Origin of the sequence: Paenibacillus qinlingensis (genome assembly GCF_013204845.1) — a bacterium.
GTDB lineage: Bacteria > Bacillota > Bacilli > Paenibacillales > NBRC-103111 > Paenibacillus_E > Paenibacillus_E qinlingensis.
In genome coordinates this window covers 260,497-282,252 of the sequence record NZ_JABMKY010000007.1, presented here as the reverse complement: position 1 = coordinate 282,252, position 21,756 = coordinate 260,497, and the positions used below count along the sequence as shown (strand labels likewise).

General features: G+C 40.5%; 21 protein-coding genes. All 21 read right to left on the bottom strand.

Features of this window, described 5'->3' with window-relative positions; all coding sequences use genetic code 11:
- The 21 genes from HQN88_RS15940 to HQN88_RS15840 all read right to left on the bottom strand — a co-directional run bounded on the left by HQN88_RS15940 (position 1) and on the right by HQN88_RS15840 (position 21,751).
- Complete coding sequence (locus HQN88_RS15940) at positions 1–1,026, bottom strand: glycosyltransferase family 1 protein (protein WP_173113761.1); 1,026 nt, start codon at positions 1,024–1,026, stop codon at positions 1–3.
- Complete coding sequence (locus HQN88_RS15935) at positions 1,023–2,558, bottom strand: lipopolysaccharide biosynthesis protein (protein ID WP_173114039.1); 1,536 nt, start codon at positions 2,556–2,558, stop codon at positions 1,023–1,025. The genes HQN88_RS15940 and HQN88_RS15935 overlap by 4 nt, the downstream gene beginning before the upstream one ends.
- Before the next feature lie 38 nt (positions 2,559–2,596).
- Positions 2,597–3,148: an acyltransferase gene (locus HQN88_RS15930; RefSeq protein ID WP_173113758.1), complete on the bottom strand. Its 552-nt coding sequence runs from the start codon at positions 3,146–3,148 to the stop codon at positions 2,597–2,599.
- A 2-nt stretch (positions 3,149–3,150) separates the two neighbouring features.
- Positions 3,151–4,341 carry a glycoside hydrolase family 88 protein gene (locus HQN88_RS15925; RefSeq protein WP_173113755.1) on the bottom strand — a complete coding sequence of 397 codons (1,191 nt, stop codon included), beginning with the start codon at positions 4,339–4,341 and terminating at the stop codon, positions 3,151–3,153.
- 20 nt (positions 4,342–4,361) lie between these two features.
- Complete coding sequence (locus tag HQN88_RS15920; protein ID WP_173113751.1) at positions 4,362–5,543, bottom strand: glycosyltransferase; 1,182 nt, start codon at positions 5,541–5,543, stop codon at positions 4,362–4,364.
- Positions 5,544–5,558: 15 nt separating this feature from the next.
- The gene (locus HQN88_RS15915; protein WP_173113747.1) at positions 5,559–6,749 is read right to left on the bottom strand and encodes a glycosyltransferase; all 1,191 of its coding nucleotides are present in this window, start codon (positions 6,747–6,749) and stop codon (positions 5,559–5,561) included.
- Between the two features lie 23 nt (positions 6,750–6,772).
- Positions 6,773–7,933, bottom strand: a complete 1,161-nt coding sequence (locus HQN88_RS15910) for a polysaccharide pyruvyl transferase family protein (protein WP_173113744.1) — start codon at positions 7,931–7,933, stop codon at positions 6,773–6,775.
- A 16-nt stretch (positions 7,934–7,949) separates the two neighbouring features.
- Complete coding sequence (locus HQN88_RS15905; protein WP_173113741.1) at positions 7,950–8,984, bottom strand: glycosyltransferase; 1,035 nt, start codon at positions 8,982–8,984, stop codon at positions 7,950–7,952.
- A gap of 2 nt (positions 8,985–8,986) precedes the next feature.
- Positions 8,987–10,183, bottom strand: a complete 1,197-nt coding sequence (locus tag HQN88_RS15900; protein ID WP_173113738.1) for a glycosyltransferase — start codon at positions 10,181–10,183, stop codon at positions 8,987–8,989.
- Positions 10,173–10,778, bottom strand: a complete 606-nt coding sequence (locus HQN88_RS15895; protein WP_246320269.1) for an acyltransferase — start codon at positions 10,776–10,778, stop codon at positions 10,173–10,175. The genes HQN88_RS15900 and HQN88_RS15895 overlap by 11 nt, the downstream gene beginning before the upstream one ends.
- Positions 10,775–11,497, bottom strand: coding sequence for a glycosyltransferase family 32 protein (locus HQN88_RS15890; protein WP_173113735.1), 723 nt, complete (start codon positions 11,495–11,497; stop codon positions 10,775–10,777). The genes HQN88_RS15895 and HQN88_RS15890 overlap by 4 nt, the downstream gene beginning before the upstream one ends.
- A gap of 145 nt (positions 11,498–11,642) precedes the next feature.
- Complete coding sequence (locus HQN88_RS15885; protein WP_173114033.1) at positions 11,643–12,836, bottom strand: nucleotidyltransferase domain-containing protein; 1,194 nt, start codon at positions 12,834–12,836, stop codon at positions 11,643–11,645.
- Positions 12,837–12,891: 55 nt separating this feature from the next.
- On the bottom strand, positions 12,892–14,700 hold the full coding sequence (locus HQN88_RS15880; RefSeq protein WP_173113732.1) for an ABC transporter ATP-binding protein: 1,809 nt from the start codon (positions 14,698–14,700) through the stop codon (positions 12,892–12,894).
- Between the two features lie 107 nt (positions 14,701–14,807).
- The gene (locus HQN88_RS15875; protein ID WP_157256763.1) at positions 14,808–14,933 is read right to left on the bottom strand and encodes a paeninodin family lasso peptide; all 126 of its coding nucleotides are present in this window, start codon (positions 14,931–14,933) and stop codon (positions 14,808–14,810) included.
- A gap of 4 nt (positions 14,934–14,937) precedes the next feature.
- Entirely contained in the window at positions 14,938–15,411 is a 474-nt protein-coding gene (locus HQN88_RS15870; RefSeq protein ID WP_173114031.1) for a lasso peptide biosynthesis B2 protein, read from the bottom strand.
- 10 nt (positions 15,412–15,421) lie between these two features.
- Positions 15,422–15,718, bottom strand: a complete 297-nt coding sequence (locus HQN88_RS15865; protein ID WP_173113729.1) for a lasso peptide biosynthesis PqqD family chaperone — start codon at positions 15,716–15,718, stop codon at positions 15,422–15,424.
- Positions 15,719–15,731: 13 nt separating this feature from the next.
- Positions 15,732–16,649 carry a phosphoenolpyruvate carboxykinase (ATP) gene (locus tag HQN88_RS15860; protein ID WP_173113726.1) on the bottom strand — a complete coding sequence of 306 codons (918 nt, stop codon included), beginning with the start codon at positions 16,647–16,649 and terminating at the stop codon, positions 15,732–15,734.
- Positions 16,650–16,742: 93 nt separating this feature from the next.
- Complete coding sequence (locus tag HQN88_RS15855) at positions 16,743–16,871, bottom strand: paeninodin family lasso peptide (RefSeq protein WP_056608904.1); 129 nt, start codon at positions 16,869–16,871, stop codon at positions 16,743–16,745.
- A 14-nt stretch (positions 16,872–16,885) separates the two neighbouring features.
- A complete protein-coding gene (locus HQN88_RS15850; RefSeq protein ID WP_173113723.1) occupies positions 16,886–18,829 on the bottom strand; it encodes an asparagine synthase-related protein in 1,944 nt (647 codons plus the stop codon).
- Between the two features lie 143 nt (positions 18,830–18,972).
- Positions 18,973–19,959 (bottom strand): nucleotidyltransferase family protein, encoded by a 987-nt coding sequence (locus tag HQN88_RS15845; RefSeq protein ID WP_173113719.1) that lies wholly within the window; start codon positions 19,957–19,959, stop codon positions 18,973–18,975.
- The gene (locus HQN88_RS15840; RefSeq protein ID WP_173113717.1) at positions 19,928–21,751 is read right to left on the bottom strand and encodes an ABC transporter ATP-binding protein; all 1,824 of its coding nucleotides are present in this window, start codon (positions 21,749–21,751) and stop codon (positions 19,928–19,930) included. Before HQN88_RS15840 ends, HQN88_RS15845 begins: the two co-directional genes overlap by 32 nt.
- Positions 21,752–21,756 lie beyond the last annotated feature (5 nt).

The following is a 21,756-nucleotide window of genomic DNA, read 5'->3' as shown; positions in this document are numbered from 1 at the left end:
TCAAACTACTTGCATAGTGAGTAAACTTCGAAGAATAAGCTTATCAGGTCTAAGGTATTGCTGATAGTAGTCATGATTATTCTTCTTCATTTGAAGCATAAGTTCTTTATTGCTTGCTAACTTCACGGTTTGTTCCAAACATTCATCTACACTTGTAAACGCCAAATAATGCTTATTGGGCACAAAATCGGGTACGGTATAACGTAATCTTTCAGATACAATGGCCTTACTGGCAGCTACATATTCCGCTAACTTCCACCCATTGGACTCAAATAGCCCCATTGTCGATAGACAGATGTCGGCTTCCTTTACTAATCTCATGAAATTAGTACGGACCGTAACCGATTCATCTAATAAACAATCTGGATAGTGCTTTCGTGCAAATTCCCTTTTGGAAAATCCGCCAATGAAGTTGCTTCCAAATTGTTTACGTAAACGGCGAATACATTCTGCTCGCATATCATCGATATACTGCGTTTCCTCGCTGTTCAGATCCTCCTCTTCGAAACTCCAAGTACGTGTTGCAAAAAGAATACGAGGCTCCGCACTAACTGCTCTAGGGAAATCTTCAAATTTATCGACATAGAATTGCTGATGATAATTTCTACCTTGTCTCTCTTTTATGTACCATTTGAGCTTAGCAAGGAGATTATCTTCAGTTGGTTTATCCAGTCTATTATTCTTCATTGTAACGTGATAATTAAGACCCAGTGGATACATACGGGAAGCAAATGCATATTGTTGATGATAGTTTTGGTTGTAGCTCCGTTTAAAATAAAAGTCAGCTCTCTCTGCGTAATCTTCCACATGTTCCAAATGAAAAGTATACCCATCTGCCATATCGTACAACACTCTGATCTCATTATTAATTACAACTTCAACAATAGAAACAAATGGGAACTCTGCTGTTTCGTTGATTTGCAAATCAATAATCTTTTGATCATGAAGCATCATAAAACCTGTAATGATTTGACTTATATGTCCATCGCCTCTTCGCTTTGCCATGTTTAATCGACATTTAATCACGCGGCTACCTTCTTTTTCCCTTGAAATCTGCTGAAAATTCCCAGGCTAATTCCAAGTAAATATTTAAACTCTGCACTCTTATAGAATAGAGACATATAAATAATATTAGGTACTGTGAAAGCGAGTGCCGCTTTTAAGACAAACTCGCCAACACTATGTCCATCAATGAAACTAGAAATGTAAGAGGTTGCTAAACAAGTCGCTACTCCGATGCCAGCGTAATAGCTGTAACTCATAAAATAGTGATAGATGGATTTTTGGAATATTTTTTTATATACGAAATATGGCGTTGTCCAAAAAGGAACTAGCATTGCGCTTATCAATGTACCCAAAAATACGCCCGCTATGCCAATTTGTTGTACGAGTACAATGGAGAATACTAAGTTGACTGCAGCCTGGCATAGTGGCACATATCGATCCTCATGAAAAATGCCTGCTGTCGTTTTTACCGCGCTGATGGAATTTCTCATTCCTCTTTCATAAAAAGTAATGACCAGAACAATTAACACGACTTTATCCATGAGGAACTGTGACCCTATCCACAACGTAATAAAAGGCTCTATCATCACAAACAACAGAATGCCAAATAGTGAGTACAGCCAGAAATTAAGCAGCATGGTCACTTTATATACGTTGAAAATGGTTTCCTTGCTTTCCTTCGCAACTAAATTACCAATACTATAATAAATATTATTGAAGACTTGATTAATAAACGTTCTACAAATTTCAATCAACATAAAATAGTTTGAATACAACCCAACCGCTGCCACATTTACATAATAAGAGATAATGAGATTATCCGTACTGTAAATTAAATAGGTCCCTATGTTTTGCAACACAATTGCCTTCACATTTTTCAGGATATTCCCTTTGGACTCTGGATCGAGCTTACTTAGTACTTTCTTCTTAAGAAACGGGTACATTCTACCAACGGCATAAAACAAGATCGCAGAGTTAATTATTGTTATGGTGCTATCAATGACAAGATACATAATATAATTTTGTGTTTGATAGAGTATGCCTATTTTCAATGATGTGGATAGGATAGATGATACTGAAAAAATAGCTGTAGCAATGTACCCCTTCTGATAAACATTCAATAAGTTTGTTCTATATGTAAACAAGTAAGGGATGGCTGTATTTAGTAAAAACAATAAATAAATAACATAAAGATTATTAACACTTGTGTCTTTCGTGAAGAGATGAAGAAAGGGTAATACAATGAGACCGAGGAGAAGAATAACACCGGCTATAACCCTATATGTTTTTTTATACAGCTTCATAAGCACATTAATTTTGTGTTCATCATTTTCTGCTACAGGTTTGTAAAGACTATATATAATACTCGAACCGATACCCGCTTCTGCTAATGAAAGCATGGCTAACACATTCGTAAATAGCCCATTAATCCCCAAATAGTCAAGACCTAGTGTATTGATAAATACGGTTCTAGAAAAAAAGCTTAAGGCTGTAATTATCAGTTGATTCCCTATACCAACGGAAATATTTATTATCGAATTTTTTACTCTCATCATGATCTCCGCATTTCTTTTTCGGATTTCTCACACATTCATTCATCGTAACCAAAATCATCTTGTAGTTCTTCTTGAATTAATTGAATTTGTTCTTGCGTCTTATACGGCCAATATGTATCGAACACAGGTTTAATTGCTAGATTAGCCTTATGCTTCTCTATGTATTCTGACGTTTTACCAATAACACGTGCTGGATTACCAGCTACGATACTATTGTCAGGAATAGATCTGGTAACGATCGATCCCGCAGCCACGATTACATCATTGCCTATGGTCACATTACATAACACAACACTATTGAAACCTATAAATACGCGGTCACCAATCTTTACTTTGCCTATTTTGGATTTTCCAATATAAGCCTTCGTACTGGCATCATGAGCTAAAATCGTACTGTTGGTAATTGTGACATCATCACCAATTTCCACCAACCAGCAGTGCCCTTGATCAATCAGACTGTTATAAAATTCGAAGTTTTTACCGTATTTCAGGCCTCTATCTCTTAATTGCTCCAACTCCGATTTCGGAGGGCGCAACTTGTTCTTAATTCGGATAGAAACGGCCGTTATCACCCTGTTAATTAGCATATTCACACAACCTTGGAATCAACTTTGACATTCATCAATCGGATACAAAAGCCTTGCGTGAAAGGCAAAATATTAAACAACATGGAATACACACCAATATCCTTGGTATCTCCTTGCGAGAAATCAACAGCTCCACTTCTTCTTGTTGCTTTCATCAAATAACGAATAGCTTGATTAGCACTCTGTCTGCAGATGTCCGATATTTCATCGATTTGTGATGCATTCAACATAAACCAACCCAGTGTAGCTGTTGTTGATGAGTCTGCTATCGTTTCCTCGCGAGTAACCGTCCAATTCCAATTCCCTTGCTCTTGTTGAAATACAATAGCGGACTTAGCAAATTGTATGATGCTCTTTTCCAACAAAGGTCTGCTTGCATGGCCTGGAGGCAGTTCATTCCAAGCATCGATAAGTCCAATTGCAAACCAACCCAAACCTCTTCCCCAGCCGTATAGCCCGAGCGGTAATTTGCTATCAATCTGATAAGCATGGCTTGGAATATGATGCCCTTCCAACATACCATGCTCTTCGTAATGTTGAATCTGTCTTATTGCCAGTTCAACACATTCCTCTTTCCCATAGCGGATTCCATAGGCGACAAGGAAGGGGCAGATAAACCCAATCGTATCCACATAACGGTATTTGCCCATGAATTTGCGATATAAAACAGAACCTTCATTTCCAATATGATCTTGGATAAGATGCCAAGTCTCATCTAATGCGTTTCTATATCGTTCTACATCAAGAAAATCCAGCTTCATGATCGCATACGCTAGTATAGCAGCATCGACGTGTTCTGGTTTCCTTGCCCAATTGCCTTGCTCATCCATTTTAGAATGAACATAATCTCCTATTTTTTGCTTAATCTCAACCGGATTGTCATTACTTTTCACATACTCACCTAAGCCAAGCAGTAATGCTGCTTCTTGCCAGTGTTGAATGGCATGCTTCGTATAGTTACCTTGCAGCATATCAATGGCTACTAGCCGAGTTTGATCAGTTACTTTAATTTTGGGCGTTCTTGCTAACCACTTCACACCGATTGTTGATATGGATTGATTCCACTTCTGCTTATCGTCATATCTACCAATATGTATCCGATTTACCCAGTCCAAGCCCATTGGAATAAGATCAATTAGTGCGATCACAATTATAACGCTCACAACAATTAAACTAATCCATTGCAACATCATTTCATCTCCCCTTTCTCCAGTTACATGAATAATTGGTATAGTTTATAAATTTCTGCTTCTGTGCCAAGCATTTCTGTACCTAGATTGACAATGAGTTGTTTTCTTAGCGCATCATTATCAATAATCTCTTTGATTCCCTCACATACAGCAGCAGGCGTCATTGCAACAATAAGTCCATTGATTTTGTTTCTAATTTGATCCTTAGCCGTACTGAAGTTCGTAACTACAATCGGTTTCTGAAGAATCTTCGCTTCATCGATGGCGATGGACTTTCCTTCGAATTTAGAAGGCTGAACATATATATCAGCTTCTCTAATATAAGGGTACGGATTTTCTTTGATACCTAGGAGAATAAAGTTATCCTTGAGTTCATGCTTTTCAATCAATCTTTCTAAGGATTCTCTTTCTTCCCCTTCTCCAATGATATACCACTTGATTGGGTAACCAGCCTGAATGAGACCTTTGCATGATTCAACAGCAAGCTCAAACCCCTTCTGATAATTCAATCGACCTACGGATACGATGGTAATATCTTTGTCTTTTAGGTTGACCGTTTCCATGGAAAGTTTATGAATCGCTGCCGGCGATACGATGTTATGCATAACCTCAATGTTTTGACTGAGTGAAGGGAATCGTTCTCTTAGAATATGACCACATTCTTCCGATACGGTTACGAGGTGGTCTAATTGATTGAAATAGACTTGATCAAGAGCAGGATCCATGCCTAATTTATCGTAATCATTATGAATAAATCCTATTTTCTTAGTAGCCTTCACCTTATCAATACAAAAGTAGATTGGATTCTTTTCTAAATATCCTATTGCGATGTCATACTCTTTTTCAAGATTTGGCAAAGACTTCGCTAAATACTTCCAGACACGCTGCTCGCATCTAATTCTGTTCTTCTCACTAACATAAATACTACCCGCCAGCAGTCGAAGTAATGCAATCTTAAAACTACCTTTTCTAAGGCATTGAAAGACAGCTTTTCTCATCGACATGTCGAAGTATTTATATTCAGCTGGTTCTTGCAGTAAATTCACTTCGGGGGGGAGTTTGGATAAGAATAACCCCGTATGCCTGAGGAGATAAACATCCACATCATACATCGAGTAATCTATGGTCTCTAATAAAGAAATGAGCGCCTTTTCAGCTCCACCGCAGTTTAAATTGTTCATAATAAACAGTATTTTTTTCTTCATTATTAGACCATCCTACTAGATAATATCGTAAAGTTTATACACTTCTTCCTCTGTACCCATTTGCTCTTCAGCAAGACTTTGTATGAATGATTCCCTTAATTCGAATTGATTGATAAGTACTTCAATGCCCTTGCTAATACCAACGTCTGACATCTCCACAAGCAACCCATTTACACCGTCCGTAATTTGATCCTTAGCAGATTCATAATTGGTTACTACAATGGGTTTATTCAGAATCTTAGCTTCATCGATAGCAATCGATTTCCCTTCATATCTAGATGGTTGGACATACATATCTGCATTTTTGATGAAGGGATACGGATTTTCTTGGATACCTAGCAGAATAAAATTATCTTGAAGCTCCAATGCCATAATCTGCTTCTCCAGCGCTTCTCTTTCCGCACCATCACCCAAAATGTACCATTTCACCTTGTAGCCCTGGTTTACCAGTAAGGAACAGGCGTTTATGGCCATATCAATCCCTTTTTCATGACTTAATCTAGCGATCGTCATAATATTCGTGAATTCACCATCGAACTTTGGTAAGGTAGATGGCTCACGATTGGATTGGCTTTTGATAATCCGAGGAGAAACAATATTTTGAATCACCGTGATATTATCAGTTAACTTCGTGAACGTTTCTTTTAGCGATCTTGCGCATTCTTCTGATACCGTGACAAGCTTGTCTAACTGCTTAAAGTAAGGCTCATCCATACTCGGGATCATCCCCGAGTCTGCATAATTCGTATGAATCCAGCCGATTTTCTTAGCAGCTTTCACACGATCAACGATGTAATAAATCGATGACTTCTCTAAGTAACCGATGGCAACGTCATATTCTCGATCCAGCATACCGAATGATCTTTTCAAATATTTCCACGAATATTGTTCCGAACTCGCTGTATTTCTTACGAAACGGTTAAGTGCTGCAAACATGAGCCTGGCGTAAGCCAGCTTAAATTGGCGATGTTTTATCAAGGTTGTTACTGATTTAGCAAGATGCTCGGCAAAAGCTGGGTGATGATAAGAAAGCTCTACGACCTGCACCTCTTTAGGGATTGCATTCATAAAAGCACCCGTCTGGCTAAACAACAGTAAGTCTACCTCAAACCGTTGGTAATCGATCTGCGAAAGCAAATTGATTAGACTTTTCTGTCCGCCTCCAGCCAGTAAGCTGGGTATAACAAATAATAACTTTTTCTTCATCATATCCCTCATATAGACCAGCATTATTGGAATAATTCATCTAAGTGCTCCACCGCTTTATAAGACATTTGCTTCATATAAGGGATGACAATCTGCAATTTTTGCTTGATATCATCTTCTTCGGCAACCATCTCTTTAAAGCCGTTAATCAACTTGGTGCTGTTTGACAGTTCCTGAAGATTCAGAACCAGCTTTTCTTCTCCAAAAAGATCTTTGGCAATCCCTTTCGATTTAATGCTGTAACCTAGAACAAGAGTAGGTACATAATTGGAGTACGCCGCAATTGTTGCATGGGTTCTTGCTCCAATGAAGAACCTCATTCTTGCGATATATCCCTTGTATTGTGTAGCGTTGAGATAATTGGGCAACAGAATAACTCGACCTGTATGTTTAAACTCTTCATAATACTTCTGTAAAATCTCGAAATCATTATTTCCCCCTTCTATAACGTGGGGAGTCAGCGCAATCGTCATATCTGTAGTCTCTATTATGTGGCGGATTAGGTCTCGTACTGCTTGTTGAGATTGTGGGTTCTTGTCTGAAACCAATGGACTAAAATTGAGCCCTACAGTGTTCCCCGCCTGCCAACCATCTGGTAAGGTTAACTCTTCTTTTTCCATGGTAAAAGCCGGGTCAGCGACCAATTTAACATTATTCAACCCCTTACCCTTTAACATTTCGTACGTTAATGTCTCTCTGGCCAGTATCAGATCAAACAACTTCAAATCTGCTAATTTTCGCTCCGACATGTCCTCTGCACCTATGGAGCAGCCCCAAAGCACGAGCTTTTTCCCTTGTGCTTTCACTCTTCGATTAATTTCATACCAGCCTGGCTGTTCGCCATAACAATAGTTATCCCCGCCGATGGATAGACAGATATCCATCGAAGGAATATGTTTCACAATGTTGTTATTCATTTTACCTAGGGCGTAGGACTCATCCTTGAATAACTTGACATGGAGTGAGGAGCGCAGCCACGTGAAGGAATACTTTTTGATTCTTTGGGAAGAGCCATCATAAATACCATCTAATTTCGTAATAAGCTGATCCGTCTCTGGTTTTGCTGAAGCTAGGTACACCTGAGCACCGTTGATTTTCTCTTTAATTAAGCTCGTCGAGGAACGGACGATAGCTTCGCAACCACGATTCAAGCTGCCATTATGTGCAAACATCATTATTTTCATTCTTCATGCTCCTCCATTATGTATTCCTCAACTTGCTATACGTTGTAGCGCAATATAATCCTAGTAGCGATTTCCTCCGAATCATCTCCGCGATAAAGCGCTCATAGCGGCTTAATGTCCCAGATGCCTCATGATAGTAGTAGGGCAAAGCTTCCCTCACATCTGGATTTTTAATCATTCTATTCACATAGCGCAACTTTTCACCAAGGCTTACATCTTTCGATGCTCCTAAATACATATTTATCGTAGCTATTACATTCGTGATAAGCTTAAATGAACGTAATTGTTTTAGCTTTAGCGGGTCGATCTTATTCGTGTAAATACTTGTTAAATCCAACCTATATACATCAAGTGCTCTCTGAAAGTAATCTTTCTCCTTCATATTCCGAGTTGCACTTCCGATCACTGCACGATAGTTATAGCCGGAATAATCAAGATAGGTTACCCGTTCTGCGTGTTTAAAGAATTGCATATTGAACATACCATCTTCACCTAAAGCAACATTCCTTGGAAACTTTACTCCGAACTGAACGATGGCACTTCGCTTGTACAGCTTATTCCAAACCGTGTTCAGCTGATCTGACTTCAAGAAATAGGTCATAATTTCTCTCTCGATATACTCTCTCATGAGAACAATTCCTGGAGGAAACGGGAATCTCGTTGTCACTTTACACCCCTCGAGTTCACACTCAAAGTTAGTGATTACCGCATCACAATCACCGTCAACGGCTGCACGATATAACGTGTCATACATGGTTGCATCTATCGTATCATCCGCATCAACGAATCCGATGTAGTCACCAGATGCTGCTTGCAGCCCAATATTCCTAGCCATACTTACACCTTGATTCGCTTGATTAATCAGCATAATTTGAGGATAAGATTTCATGTAAGCTTCAATTAACTCTTTGCTTCCATCCTTGGAGCCATCGTTTACGCAGATAATTTCTATATCTGAGAAGTTCTGATTTATAACAGACTCTAAGCAAGGAATGATGTATGTTTCCGCATTATAAACAGGAATGATGACGCTTATTTTACGACTTCCCATCCTTATATCACCTCGTACAGCTTCTCCAGCTCATATGAATTACTGAAATCTTTCTCAAACAAGTGATTGGTGAATCGCTCTCTTAGCTCCGAATTACGATACATCGTCTCAATACCAGCTGCGATTCCTTCTACACTCAGCTCGCACATTAATCCTTCCGTTCCATCCTCTATTTGACTGCTAGCTGTCGCATAGTTCGTAATCAATATCGGTTTACCGAGAATCTTGGCCTCTGTAACTGTTACTGCTTTACCTTCATAGCGTGAAGGTTGCACATACACATCACACGCTTTGATGTACGGATAAGGGTTCGTTTGCTTGCCTAGTAGGATAAAGCTTTCTTCCAGCCTATTCTCGGATATCAGCTTCCGCAGCTCTGCCTCATATCCGCCATAGCCAACTACGAACCAGCGAATATTCGTGAGGCCTTTATCATGTAATAGGCGTAAAGCTTGAATCGCCATGTCGAATCCCTTCACGTAGGATAATCTTCCTACAGATACAAGCGTGAACGCTGCTTGGTCAGCTTCAAATGGAGATAATGAAGCATCGGCCATTTTCTTGATGAAGTCAGGAGAGGTAATATTCTCGATTAAGGTAACCTTGTCTTGTAACGTCGGATAGGTTTTGAGGAATGCAGTTGTACAGGCATCTGAGATGGAGGCGATCGCATCAAACTTATTCCATACAGCAAGGTCGATGTGATTATCAATTTCAAGCTCGCTATAATCCGTATGGATCCAAGCTAACTTTTTCGCAGCAATGACTTTCGTGGCTACAATATCATGAGGCCAAGCATAACTAATGGCTAAGTCATAGTGCTTCTGAATGGGAGGTAATACGTATGTGGTATATTTCAAATCTAGCTGCATTTGGATGTATCCGGGTCCTTCGTTTAGCTTTCTCCTTCTAGCCTTGAGACCAGCCACTGTTTTGCTCAACGTCCTAATCAGTAATGTGGAGAAATGACCTTCCTTCATGCACTGTTTAACGGATTTTCTAAAAACCGTATAAGCTGGCACTTCTGGCAGCACACGAACCTCAGGTGGTATTAGGCCTAATAAGTCACCAGAATGATGACAAATGAAAACATCCACCTCGTATTTCTCATAATTAAAGCTTTCTAGCATGTTGATTAAACTACGCTCAACACCACCAATTTCCATATCAAACAATGAAATAAAAATTTTAGTTCGCATAGGGAATGTAGCTCTTTTCTCTTTTATTTAAGAAAACGGTGTTTGCCGGCACCCGCCCTTTCACAACACTTCCTGCTGCAATAACCGCGTTATCGCCAATATACGTATCTCTCAAAATCACGACATTCGACCCAATCCAAACATTTTCTCCAATAATGACCTCCCCTTTCATAAGGTGCTCACCACCGAGATGCCTATAATTGTGGTCATGATCATTGATACTTACGTTGGGAGCAATTTTGGATAATCGGCCAATCGTAATCCGGTTCGCACAATTGATATGGCAGCTATCGTTAATAAACACCTTTTCGCCAATGTGAAGCTCACCATGATGGTCAACGCGTATGCTCGTATGCTTTCGAATAAAGACAAATTTGCCAATATGGATCTTCGCATGCTTGCTGTACGCCTCAATTCGACTATTGGATTGCAAGGCGAAAATAGAAGCTTTCATATTATTCCAATACAGGAGTCTGTTCACAAAGGCTCTTAGAATTCCCATGAGATACGAGGCATACATGAGAAATGTATGATACACCCCTCGGCCGCGACACTCTGCTATAAGCGTGTTCACTACTTTTTTCAAAACATTCATTTAAGATACCCTCTTATCCTAGCAATATTATGTCCGCCGATAAGTTTAGCCAGTAGCATTTTCAGCTGACTTTTTCTTCTTTCCTTAGGAGGAAGCCAGCTTTTGTAGAAGTGGTGCATAGCATAGGTACTCGATGTTTTGAATGTTTGACAGTTAATATAATCGTAGGGGGAGAAATAGGTTTGGGGATAAAATGTTCCTAACTTAGGTAACTCCTGAAACTGTCCATCAGGCGTTAATCCCTTCTCCGTTAACAGTCGCGTGATCACGGCTACGTTGGTTAGAGAATCGAAACTCCCATTGGCACGAAGAAATGTTTTTTGTTCATAAGACTCTAAGAACAGCTGGATAAGTTTATTCCCCTTCATCGCCCCAATCGTGCTTGTCGCAATAAAGTTCGCTTGTTCAAAGCCCCAGAAGGATTCATGATGCAACAAATCATCAAAAGGTCGAAAAATTTCCACATCTGTATCCAGATAAATTCCCCCCATATGATACAGAGCGTGCACGCGCGCATAATCACTGACGAACGCGAATTTACCAGCAGCATACGCCTCTTTTGTATATGGATGCCGGTTAATGTCAAAATTTCGCTCATTCCACTCTATGATCTGATAATCAGCAAGATGCAATTGCCAACTCGCTAAACATCGCTTCACGATTTCCGGCTTTTCCTTGCCTCCAAACCAACAATAGTGAATAATTTTAGGAATGCACATATCGCAAGCTCCTTAGTTAGAGAAAGAATAATCATAAATTTTCTTTATAAAGAACATTTAAAGCGAAGAAACTCGAAAATATTCGCTCTTAATTCTTATAATAGTTCTTTATAGAGAACATGTCAACATAAGACTTTCTTCCGATTCACGTCGGCGCGGTTTGCTTCTTTGTTCTTCTCCAGGCCCATAGGAAGGGGCGTAAAGGGAAGTACAGGAACTGCGCATACTTAGGCAAAGGTAAGGTTTCTACGTCCTCTGGGTAGGGATACATAAAACTCAGAACGAACAATACTTTGTTCCAATTCGACATAAGCGCGAATAAATGTCGTTTATGATACTTGGACACATCCTCAGGCACAGGATTCGTATGTAGGTTTACCATCTGACGTATATAGAAGATTGCACCTTGTGCTAAACGTTTCCCTCGCTTTCCTTTGATGAGCACGCCCAGTTCTTCGGTTAGCGGTGTTTGCAACAACTGCGCTGCTAACGTTAGTACTTGGGCCCCAATATGAAGGATACCATTGCCCTGGAGTTGCTTGAACAGGATAGCTGGATCCATATCTTGCCTCAGCATACGATCCATATCGACTAACCATCGTAGTCGCGACCAGCCATGTCGTGCCCCGTGGGTGGCCAGAAACGAAAATAAATCCTCTCTCCCTAAATAATGGACAGGACTGCTCGTGATCGTGCTTATCCTTTTCCTATCCCACAATTCATTAAAGCTTGGCTCTTTCGCCGGTCCAGGACCTAGTCGCCAATGTACTTCTACCGTAGTGCGTTTCTCCGCATGGTAAAATGTTATGTGATGATGCCGCCACTTCCAATCATTGAGAACTGTTAGTGGGTATTCAATTTTCACATAATTAAGCGTACAGAGTAGTTCTTCTACTCGCTCTAAATCATCCATAGGTACCATAATGTCAAGATCGCGCGAGGTTCGCAGGGACAGATCACCATACAGATCTGCTGCAAGCACTGGCCCTTTCAGAACGAGAGAGCGAATTCTATTCGCGGTAAAAGCTTTGCTCAACTGCTCCATCTCCGCACTTAAATGCAGCATTTGAAAGGCATTTATCTGATATTGCTTACGCAAAGCCTCTAAGACAAAGACCGGAACCCCAATTACTTTCTTATCTTGGAGTTTCTTGTACAGATCAGGATACACACGATGATGCAAGGTTAGCTGAAGGAACAGATCCCAGTCCAGCTCCTCCAACCAATCTTGTTGGGTGGAGGTACATTCCCCTCCATTTTGCCCACTGGTTAGAAGCATGAGAAGTACCTTTAATTCTTTTGGAAACTGTGATACATCTAATCGAAAATCGGTATCCACCATAAGACTCACCTTTACCCCCTTTTCCTCTCTTACTCTCATGTGTTCCCCCACGCTAACCATGAGGCATAACGACAACTTGTTGCTCTAGCAAATGATTCAGCAAGCTCTTCTTTTCATTGGCCAATTGATTAAACTTACCTTTCTGGACGACAGTACCTTGATCCACGACAATGACTTGATCGGCATTGCGAATCGTCGACAAGCGATGCGCGATGACAATGATCGTCATTTTACCCTTCAACTGGTCTAACGCTGCTAGAATTTTCGCTTCATTTTCCGTATCGAGCGCACTGGAAGCTTCATCCAAAACAAGAATGGACGTTTTACGCAGTATGGCTCTCGCCAAAACAAGACGTTGCCGCTCTCCCCCTGAAAGTCTAACTCCGCGGTCTCCAATTAGCGTATCTAAGCCTTGCGGTAAACGTTTCACAAATTCTGCTGAAATTGAAAATTCTAATGCCTCCCAGATTTCTTCTTCCGTTGCTTGCGGCTTAATCATCAATAAGTTCTCTCTAATACTGCCGTTAAATAGAAAAGGGTCCTGTGGAACATAACTAATAGCCTGTCGAAAGGATAATAAGTTTTCGCTGGTTAATGGTATACCGTCGATACAGATTTGACCTTTCTCTGGCTGAAGTAGCCCCATAACGATATCAATCAATGTGCTTTTCCCTGCACCAGAACGACCCACAATAGCTGTTGTTTGGTTAGCCGGAATCTGCACTTGGATATTTTCAAGCTGATAGGTAGATTCTTGCTTATTATAGCGGAAGTAGATTTGCTTACATTCAATGCCCTGATTAACAGACATGGGTACGATGCGCTTTGCGGGCTTCTCCGCATCTTCAAACTCCTTGGCATTCTTACTATCCTCTTGCAAGCGAAGAATCGATTGGAAAGCTGGGATGCAAGAAGCAATTTGCTCCACACTCGATTGAATCCCTGTAAATCGCGGCCACAATCTCGAGAATATTAAAACAATTAATAAGAGTTGACTAGGCTGTGCCTTAAATAATTGGATTGAAACGTAAATAAGAGAAGCAATTAGCAAAGTTGATGTAATTTTGTAGAAGGTTTGTGAGGTGTTTTTCAATTTGTTCATTTTGAGTTGTTCAGCCACAATGCGTTCGCACCAAGTCCGCAACCAAGCATAACGGGATGCTTCTAAAGAATTGCTTTTAATATCTTTAATCCCATTAAATTGGTCGGTAATTCCACCTAGATAGCTTTGTGCAATTTCGATAGTCTCGTTCCCAACCATTCTTGACTTCTTGATAAAACGCCTGGAAAAGAAAGCAATAATAACGCCAGCGGCTAAGACGAATAGCGTAATCTTTGGTGAGAGCCAAAAGGCAATACCCAGTTGAATAGCTGTAAAAATAACAGATGTCAGCAGCTGCAGCAAGAGATTGGTCCCTCTCACCAGATGTGAAATTTCTTCCGTTAAGGTGTTAATGAGATCCGATTTTCTCTTATTAACAAAAAAAGCCCAGTTCGCTTGCAGTAAAGAGCGATAGGTTTCCATACGAATATTGTTGGTAAATCCCATCAGGATACGTAGATTTCGTTGATTTAAATTTTGCTGAATGAGTGTTTGTGAGATAATCATCCCCGCATAAGCGCCTAGCAGCAGGAGTAAACTCCATTTCGCTGGCATATCCTGCAAAAAGCCAAAAATATGCTGTAATGTACTGGATCCTGAACTAATGCTAAGTACACCACTGAGACTGATCAACGGGATTAAGAGTAAGACCCCGGCACCATCCAGCAAACTAACCAGAACCATGCCGATCACATTGATATATAAAACTTTCCCTGCAAACAGGTGTAGTTTTCTTGCAAAATGTAAGAGCTGCTTCACCGCAAATCCCCCTAAATAACCTAATCTTTCCCTTAGCGAAAGTGTAGTAAAGCCCTTATACAGACTTTCGTATAAGGGCTCTAAATCCTTTATGTAGTAGTCAGATCCTAGCTAGGCCCAAGTGCAAGAGGAATACCGAAAAAAGATAGATCGACACGCTCGTCCGGCTCTCCAGCCATCGTCATACTAAGATCAAGAGCTTCCAACTCCGGTTTTTGCCATTGTTTTTGCATAGAATCACCTCCCTTCATGCACATCTGGTTTCGACTTTTTAGCGAAAGTACCAACAACAGTAAACCTTTTCATTTCTTCTGCTCCGGAGACGTAATAAGGGCCGCTACGCAGCCAAGCATGGGCGACCATGCTCCCTGTTTCATCCTTCGCAGTTCCAAGATAAAGTGTACTATCGATCTTACGCCTTTCCAGCATTTTCATAGCCGCAAGTGCTCTCACCAGACATTTGCTATCCCATGGGGTATAGCGGCTCATGGTTTGAATAGCTCCAGCAACGCTTGAAACCTTCCTTCTATTCATATGGAGAGGGTTTGTGGTTGTCTCTTCCATTTGAAGGTCAAACATCTTAATCACTTTTGTAAAGCGTATTGATTTGAGAACACGGGCCCAGCCCAGATACATATAAGCTTCCATAAATAAAAGCATTGTTTTCATATCCAAAGAACAAATGAGTTTGAAGATGCGAACGAAACGCATGGGGACTATCTTATTTTTCACGAACATGAATAAGTTCTTCTTTCAGTAAATGTTCCAAAAAGCCAATAACGTGTTCTTCACATTGCTCTTTATCTACCTGGTACTCCGACATTAAAGTAAGAATAACATCTGCGACAACAACGGGTGAGGCAATAAGCTCCCAGATTCTGCCGCCTACTTCGCCTAAATTATAATATTTATTATGTTGCACATTGAGCATAACTTTATCTTCACCCATATTACTAACGATGTTGCCTTTACCCTGCTCAACAATATGACCGATTGTCATCGTGGCTTGTTTAATCATGTATGTACGCCTCCTAATGGATTGTATCTAAAACTAATGAAACAAGTTGATGAGCGGTAAAGCCGTTAGTCGGGCGATTTAATTGATAAATATCCATGTGTTCCACCATGCGAGCCGATGTAGTGAAGTGCCAGTCCATTAAGCCAAGCGGCGCTAGAAAGGATTGACGATAAGTATGATGGAACAGCTTAGATAAGCCTGCAAGTCTTGGAATTTGTTGAATACTTATCTGCTCACCATCATATTTCACAAGCTCAAATACGGCTGCTAACGGAAGTGTTTCAGTGGTAAAATTGGCTGGAACCGGAATCGTATACTTTGTTTCTCTTTGAAATATAGGAGTGTATTGACTTGATTCCATCCCAAAATGAGTAAGACTTTCCTGCCAAAGCTTCTGCTGCGGATAAGCTGGCGTCACCATTGGTTTATTGGAAGAATCAAACGTAATCGGGATGACATCGTCACTTAACAGGGAGTAACCATGATTGATGAACGCTGATGCGAGCGTCGATTTCCCAGCTCCTGAATGCCCAACAATCGCATAAGCTTTACCATCAATTGCAATTGCGCTGCCATGTAAAGGCAATATGCGCTTCTGCATCAATATCACACCCATACAAGTCCCAAGTAGATAAAGGCGAATTTTGGATTCCTCAGCATGATTAACCGGTGAGATTGTAATCCTATTCCCATCCTGAATTAAGAAAATAGCTGTATCGTGAATCCGAAATATGACTTTATCTTCATGAAGAAGGATATTTTGATTTGCAGGTACGAGTTCTGACCACAGTCTGGATAAGTCAGCGATCGTAACCTCTACATCAGCATCTCCTTGTATTTCACTTAGTAGGCTTAGTTCGGGCAGATGAAGGTCGCTGCGAATGCTTAAGCCAAATGCTTGGAAAATCACTCTCTCTTGCGTTTTTATCATCTCATTCACTCCAGATATGCTTCAAAATTTTTAAAGCAACCCTTATACGATCTGCATATAAGGGTTGGTTGCTAACTGCTTTACGATCCTAAATTAGCTATGAAGATGAACAGTTTCATTTTGATCTGAGTAAGTAGCATCAATATAATCAGAGGTTGGGCCAGCCAATGTCATACTTAGATCAAGTGTTTGTAATTCAGGTTTATTCCACTGTTTTTGCATAATTTCTCACCTCCTTATGAAAGTTTCTTGAGGAACCTATAAACAATAAGACTTCTCATGAGTATCCTAAAATCAGGACTAAACGCAGCATTCGCTTCAGGGGCATTGCGAATATTTGAAATTGCTGAGTGTAGCACAGGTACATTCAGCAACTGAGAAGCCATTGGATCCTTGCTTAATTGCTGGACTTCATCAATAAAAGCGGGCCAATTCGGTGTCATACGATGAATCACATCTGTTCCCTGGATCCCTCTAATACGTTGATTTAACCGAATATCGTCAGGCAGAAGATTATGCATCGATCTTCGGATTAGCGCTCGATCCTGACCCTTCTGTATATACTGTTCCATCGGTAAGGATAGGCAGAATCTTATGACCCTTAAATCATTCGTAGGGTCTCGTCCCTGTAACTTATATCGAAGCGATAGCTTGGATGTACTTGTATTGCTTGTGCTCCATAAATTCAACTGTTGAAAGTGCATGATTCTTTCTTTATCCAAATTTTTTGTAAGTTGAACACCAGCTAGCATGCCTTTCGCTTCCAACTTTTGAATAATATTTGTCTTCTTTGCTAATTCTGGATTTAATAACTGCGGAGGAGGCTCCTGTTGGGTTCCTTTTGAGAACAATTGATGAATCCCAGGAAATGCTTTTTGAGCAGCTAACTTGAGAATATGAGCTCTGCCAGATTCCATTCTCACACTGAATTTGCATACCTCATCATACAGATGAACCAAGCTCAGTTTCCTCATGAGTGATGCATAGTACTGCATAGCAGGTCCCCAAGAGATTGTGAAATTTCCCCTTCCTCCATTTAAGAGAACCCCGATATCTTGCTGATGGGCCTTTTCATATATCCCTTTAATCCACACGGAATTCTCAAAAAACTTGTAGGGCATTTCCATGATATCGAGCCATTCATCCACTTCGGACAGGGCGCTTTTCCCAGCAAAATCGAAATACTGGTCTTGAATATTACCTACATAAGCAACTGTAGATTTAATAAGCGGTCTTTCATCAGCGATTGTGTTTCTCTTGGTCCAATCCGAGAAATTTTCCTCGGGGATTGAACTGTACGTATATAATTGTTTCTTCTGCTTCTGCAGTGCTCTTGCCGCAAAGCTTACTACGGATCCTGAATCCAAACCTCCGCTTAACTGGGAACCGACGTTGCGATGCGTACGAAGCCTGGCTGTCACTGCGCTTTGGAAAACATCGCGAAATGCTTCTTCATATTCTTCATTCGATTTTAACTTCAGTTGTTTTCCAGCAGAGAACGTGCAGTACTTGGTAAGTGTTACTTTTCCAGCCTTAACTACAATACTATGTGAAGGAGGTATTTGTTCGATATGCTTGTACACCGTTGATTCCACATCAACCGTATCAATAACACTGGTAATGGCCAGAAATTCAGCCAACCACTCTTCATTCAGTTTTTTTTCAATATAAGGTAAAGCCAGTAACGGCTCAATCGTCGTGCAGAATGTAAAACTCGTTTGACTGTGATGGTAATACAGCGTTCTACTTCCAGTGAAGTCTCTAGCACCGAATAGTTGATGCTTCTTCGTATCCCAGATCATAAAGGCGTAATCGCCTATTAAGTATTTCGGTGCTTCTTCCCCCCACTTGCGGTAAGCGAGTAGAATTAGCGCACTATCTGGAAATCCTTTTCTGCGGTTCTGCTCGATCTGTAATTGCTCAAACAGTTCATTACGATTGTCTAGGATGGCATCAGCTGTAATGGCCAGCTGCCTCTCATCATCATAATAAGGAACCTGTTCGCCCACAGACTCTGGTGTGATCCACTGAGCATGGCAGCCGAGGAAAATGTGTTCGTTACCCCAGGTTTGAATATCGTCCGCAGGATACTTCTCCAAAGCTTTCATTAGGAGTTCTCCGTGCGCTAATGAAACGGGTTGTTGTTCATTCAATTGGAATATACCGGTTATAGCGCTCATATTTCCTCCAACACTCGTTCTGGCATAACGCTGTTCTTTCAAAGAAACATTTTAGTTGATTCAGTTGTGTTTACGTTCTCTATAAAGAACATTTTTAGAATATCATCTTATTTTCTACCTGTCAACCATTTCTCTTAACTTTTCTATTTCATCCAGTTAAGTAATACTTGAATACTTTGCTTGCGATTGTCATAGTCAAACAGCTGGTAATATACCCAATTGATATACTGACTCATTGTGCGTTGTTGAAGGTTCCGGATCGTACTATAATCCCACCAAAGCTTGGTTCTATTTGGAAGTGAAAGCTCCTTAATCCTATTCAAATGCGGGAACTGATGATAGACAATGGCCAGTGTCCTTGTGATTCTTTTCAACGTTTTATGAACATGAGCATCCTTAAACAGGGTTTCATAACGACAACCATCCTGCACAACATGAATCATTTGAATAATATCAATAAAATATTTTAAAGAACTTAAATTATGTCTCCAGCCATGCAAACAAATCATATAGAACGTATGGTAGTCAGATAACTCCTTGATATACATATATGATCCCAGAGGAGTAGCTTGCTTCCAAAAATGCTCCATACTTAAATTGGACGTATTTTCTTTTAACAAATCCCAATGGAGCTCAATGGTTAATGGAATAGGCGACCCTGCTATTTCTTTACTATAGCTCCAGTGAAAATGAGAAGGGATTCGCTCTTGCTCATAGGAGTACCCGAGCTCTCTCACGCACGTAATAGCCCGCTGAAGATCACATGGCTGAACCAAAAGGTCGATATCAGAAGTAGCTCTAGCCCCCAAGTGGCCAAAGTATTTCTCAGCAAATACGGTACCCTTTAGTGGAATGGCAGGAATCTGGGCTGCTTCCAGTCGTTCTAATACGATGTTCATTTGGTTGCGAATAAACATATTTTGATACAGCGCATCACGGTACTTTTCTTCAATTTTGTTACGGAAAAAATCAGGCATTTTCTCTAACTGCCCCGCTTGCTTCAATAGCCAATACATTTGTGGGGATATATCAAAAAACTCAATATCAGCAAGAACTTGTTCATAATAGGATCGATCCTGGGGTATCGCCATTCGTCGATCATATAACGCTTGTATCAAAGAGATAATCAACGCGTTCCCCCCTTTTCTGAAATGCTTGCCTAGTTAAACTTCGATATTTGCCATTTACCTGTATAAGATCATGGTGTTGCCCAATTTGGACAATGCTCCCTTTATCTAAAACATAGATAACATCCGCTTGTTGGATCGTAGAAAGTCTATGCGCTATGATGAGCGTAGTACGACCCTCCATCAACCTGTGTAAAGCTTCTTGGACCTGTTGCTCCGTTTCATTGTCTAATGCGGAAGTTGCTTCGTCTAACAAGAGGATAGGCGCATTCTTTAGCACCGCTCGGGCAATTGCCAGACGTTGCTTCTGCCCGCCAGATAATCGAACGCCTCTCTCCCCAATTTCAGTATCGTATCCATTCGGGAGCGTCTCAATATAGGAATGAATGTTAGCTATTGTCGCTGCCTGTCTCATTTCTAATTCCGTAATGCCCTCTCGAGCAAACAAGAGATTCTCTCGAATTGTTCGATCAAATAAGAATGTATCTTGGGATACATGAGCAAATAAACTCCGTAGTTCGGAAGGGAGGAGCTGTTTAATAGATACGCCATCAATGAGAATGTCACCTTTTTGTGGTTTATACAAGGCTTGAAGCAAGTGAAATATCGTTGTTTTACCTGCCCCACTTAAACCAACTATCGCAACGACCTTACCGGCCGGGATCTGCAAATTCAAATGTTCGAATATCGGGGTACTCCCATCGTAACTGAACGTAATGTCTTGAAATTGAATCGATGTTTGTAGTTGTTTAGGCAGCATGGCCTTCGGAAGCTCCTTGGACTCCAGCGGGAGTGTCAAGATCTTATGAATTCTTTCTACCGCGGCTGCTGAACGTTGAAATCCTGCCCACTGACCTGCTAGCTCTGTCAACGGATACACCAAATGATTAACCAAATTTACGAAAGTCAGCAAGGAACCTACGGTTAATAGGCCAATAGAAACATAGTATGACCCCATACTCAAACTCAATAAAAACGTTATCGTCGAAGCAGCTTGACCACCTACGTAAAACCATCCACGTAATTTAGCGTTATGCAGTTCCAACGAATAGATCTCTTGATTTTTACGTGCATACCTGTCATGCATGATTGTTTCCATGATAAAAGAATGAATGGTAGACAACCCTTGGAATGTCTCATTCAGATGTGTACTCATCTGGCCCATTAGTCGATACACCATTCTTCCGTTATTACGAAGATTAACTCCGAAAACGATACCAAATCCAAGCGCTACAGGGGCTAATGCCACACAAAGGAATGCTAATTTCCAATGAATCTGCAGCAGATAGACAAAGACAGCTATATAGATCAATGGGAGTTTAATAAGATTCAATAAGCTTCTGCCTATTACACCATCAATGCTATGAATATCATTCGTAAAGTGCGACATGAATTCGCCTGAATGATGTTTGGACGTATCACTTTGTGGTAATAGCAAAATGTGCTTATAAAGCTGCAAAGAAAAATCCCTTTTCACACCGATCGTCGCCTTTGTTTCAAAAACTGTATTCAGATAAGTGGAAGTTACACTCACAATAAGTAAGATGATGCCAATAGGAATTAATACCTGCATACGTTTATATTCACTTTGAATTGCAGCATCCGTTAAACTCCCAAAGAACCATGAAAAAGCCAAGGTTAGCGAGATATCAGCGAATAATAGTATAGTAAGAACAACATATACCTTCCAATATTTCAGCATGTAGGGAGTTAACAAGGTGAGCGTTCTCCGAATATCTCTAAACGTTACATACGCTCTAATCGTAGATAAGAAGTTTCCAACTATTTGGGTCATATCAT

Excerpts from the sequence above, each read along its gene's own strand:
- HQN88_RS15935 (WP_173114039.1), bottom strand. The coding sequence starts at position 2,558 with ATGAGAGTAAAAAATTCGATAATAAATATTTCCGTTGGTATAGGGAAT.
- HQN88_RS15930 (WP_173113758.1), bottom strand. The coding sequence starts at position 3,148 with ATGCTAATTAACAGGGTGATAACGGCCGTTTCTATCCGAATTAAGAAC.
- HQN88_RS15925 (WP_173113755.1), bottom strand. The coding sequence starts at position 4,341 with ATGATGTTGCAATGGATTAGTTTAATTGTTGTGAGCGTTATAATTGTG.
- HQN88_RS15920 (WP_173113751.1), bottom strand. The coding sequence starts at position 5,543 with ATGAAGAAAAAAATACTGTTTATTATGAACAATTTAAACTGCGGTGGA.
- HQN88_RS15915 (WP_173113747.1), bottom strand. The coding sequence starts at position 6,749 with ATGAAGAAAAAGTTATTATTTGTTATACCCAGCTTACTGGCTGGAGGC.
- HQN88_RS15910 (WP_173113744.1), bottom strand. The coding sequence starts at position 7,933 with ATGAAAATAATGATGTTTGCACATAATGGCAGCTTGAATCGTGGTTGC.
- HQN88_RS15905 (WP_173113741.1), bottom strand. The coding sequence starts at position 8,984 with ATGGGAAGTCGTAAAATAAGCGTCATCATTCCTGTTTATAATGCGGAA.
- HQN88_RS15900 (WP_173113738.1), bottom strand. The coding sequence starts at position 10,183 with ATGCGAACTAAAATTTTTATTTCATTGTTTGATATGGAAATTGGTGGT.
- HQN88_RS15895 (WP_246320269.1), bottom strand. The coding sequence starts at position 10,778 with ATGAATGTTTTGAAAAAAGTAGTGAACACGCTTATAGCAGAGTGTCGC.
- HQN88_RS15890 (WP_173113735.1), bottom strand. The coding sequence starts at position 11,497 with ATGTGCATTCCTAAAATTATTCACTATTGTTGGTTTGGAGGCAAGGAA.
- HQN88_RS15875 (WP_157256763.1), bottom strand. The coding sequence starts at position 14,933 with ATGCAAAAACAATGGCAAAAACCGGAGTTGGAAGCTCTTGATCTTAGT.
- HQN88_RS15870 (WP_173114031.1), bottom strand. The coding sequence starts at position 15,411 with ATGCGTTTCGTTCGCATCTTCAAACTCATTTGTTCTTTGGATATGAAA.
- HQN88_RS15865 (WP_173113729.1), bottom strand. The coding sequence starts at position 15,718 with ATGATTAAACAAGCCACGATGACAATCGGTCATATTGTTGAGCAGGGT.
- HQN88_RS15860 (WP_173113726.1), bottom strand. The coding sequence starts at position 16,649 with ATGATAAAAACGCAAGAGAGAGTGATTTTCCAAGCATTTGGCTTAAGC.
- HQN88_RS15855 (WP_056608904.1), bottom strand. The coding sequence starts at position 16,871 with ATGCAAAAACAGTGGAATAAACCTGAATTACAAACACTTGATCTAAGT.
- HQN88_RS15850 (WP_173113723.1), bottom strand. The coding sequence starts at position 18,829 with ATGAGCGCTATAACCGGTATATTCCAATTGAATGAACAACAACCCGTT.
- HQN88_RS15840 (WP_173113717.1), bottom strand. The coding sequence starts at position 21,751 with ATGACCCAAATAGTTGGAAACTTCTTATCTACGATTAGAGCGTATGTA.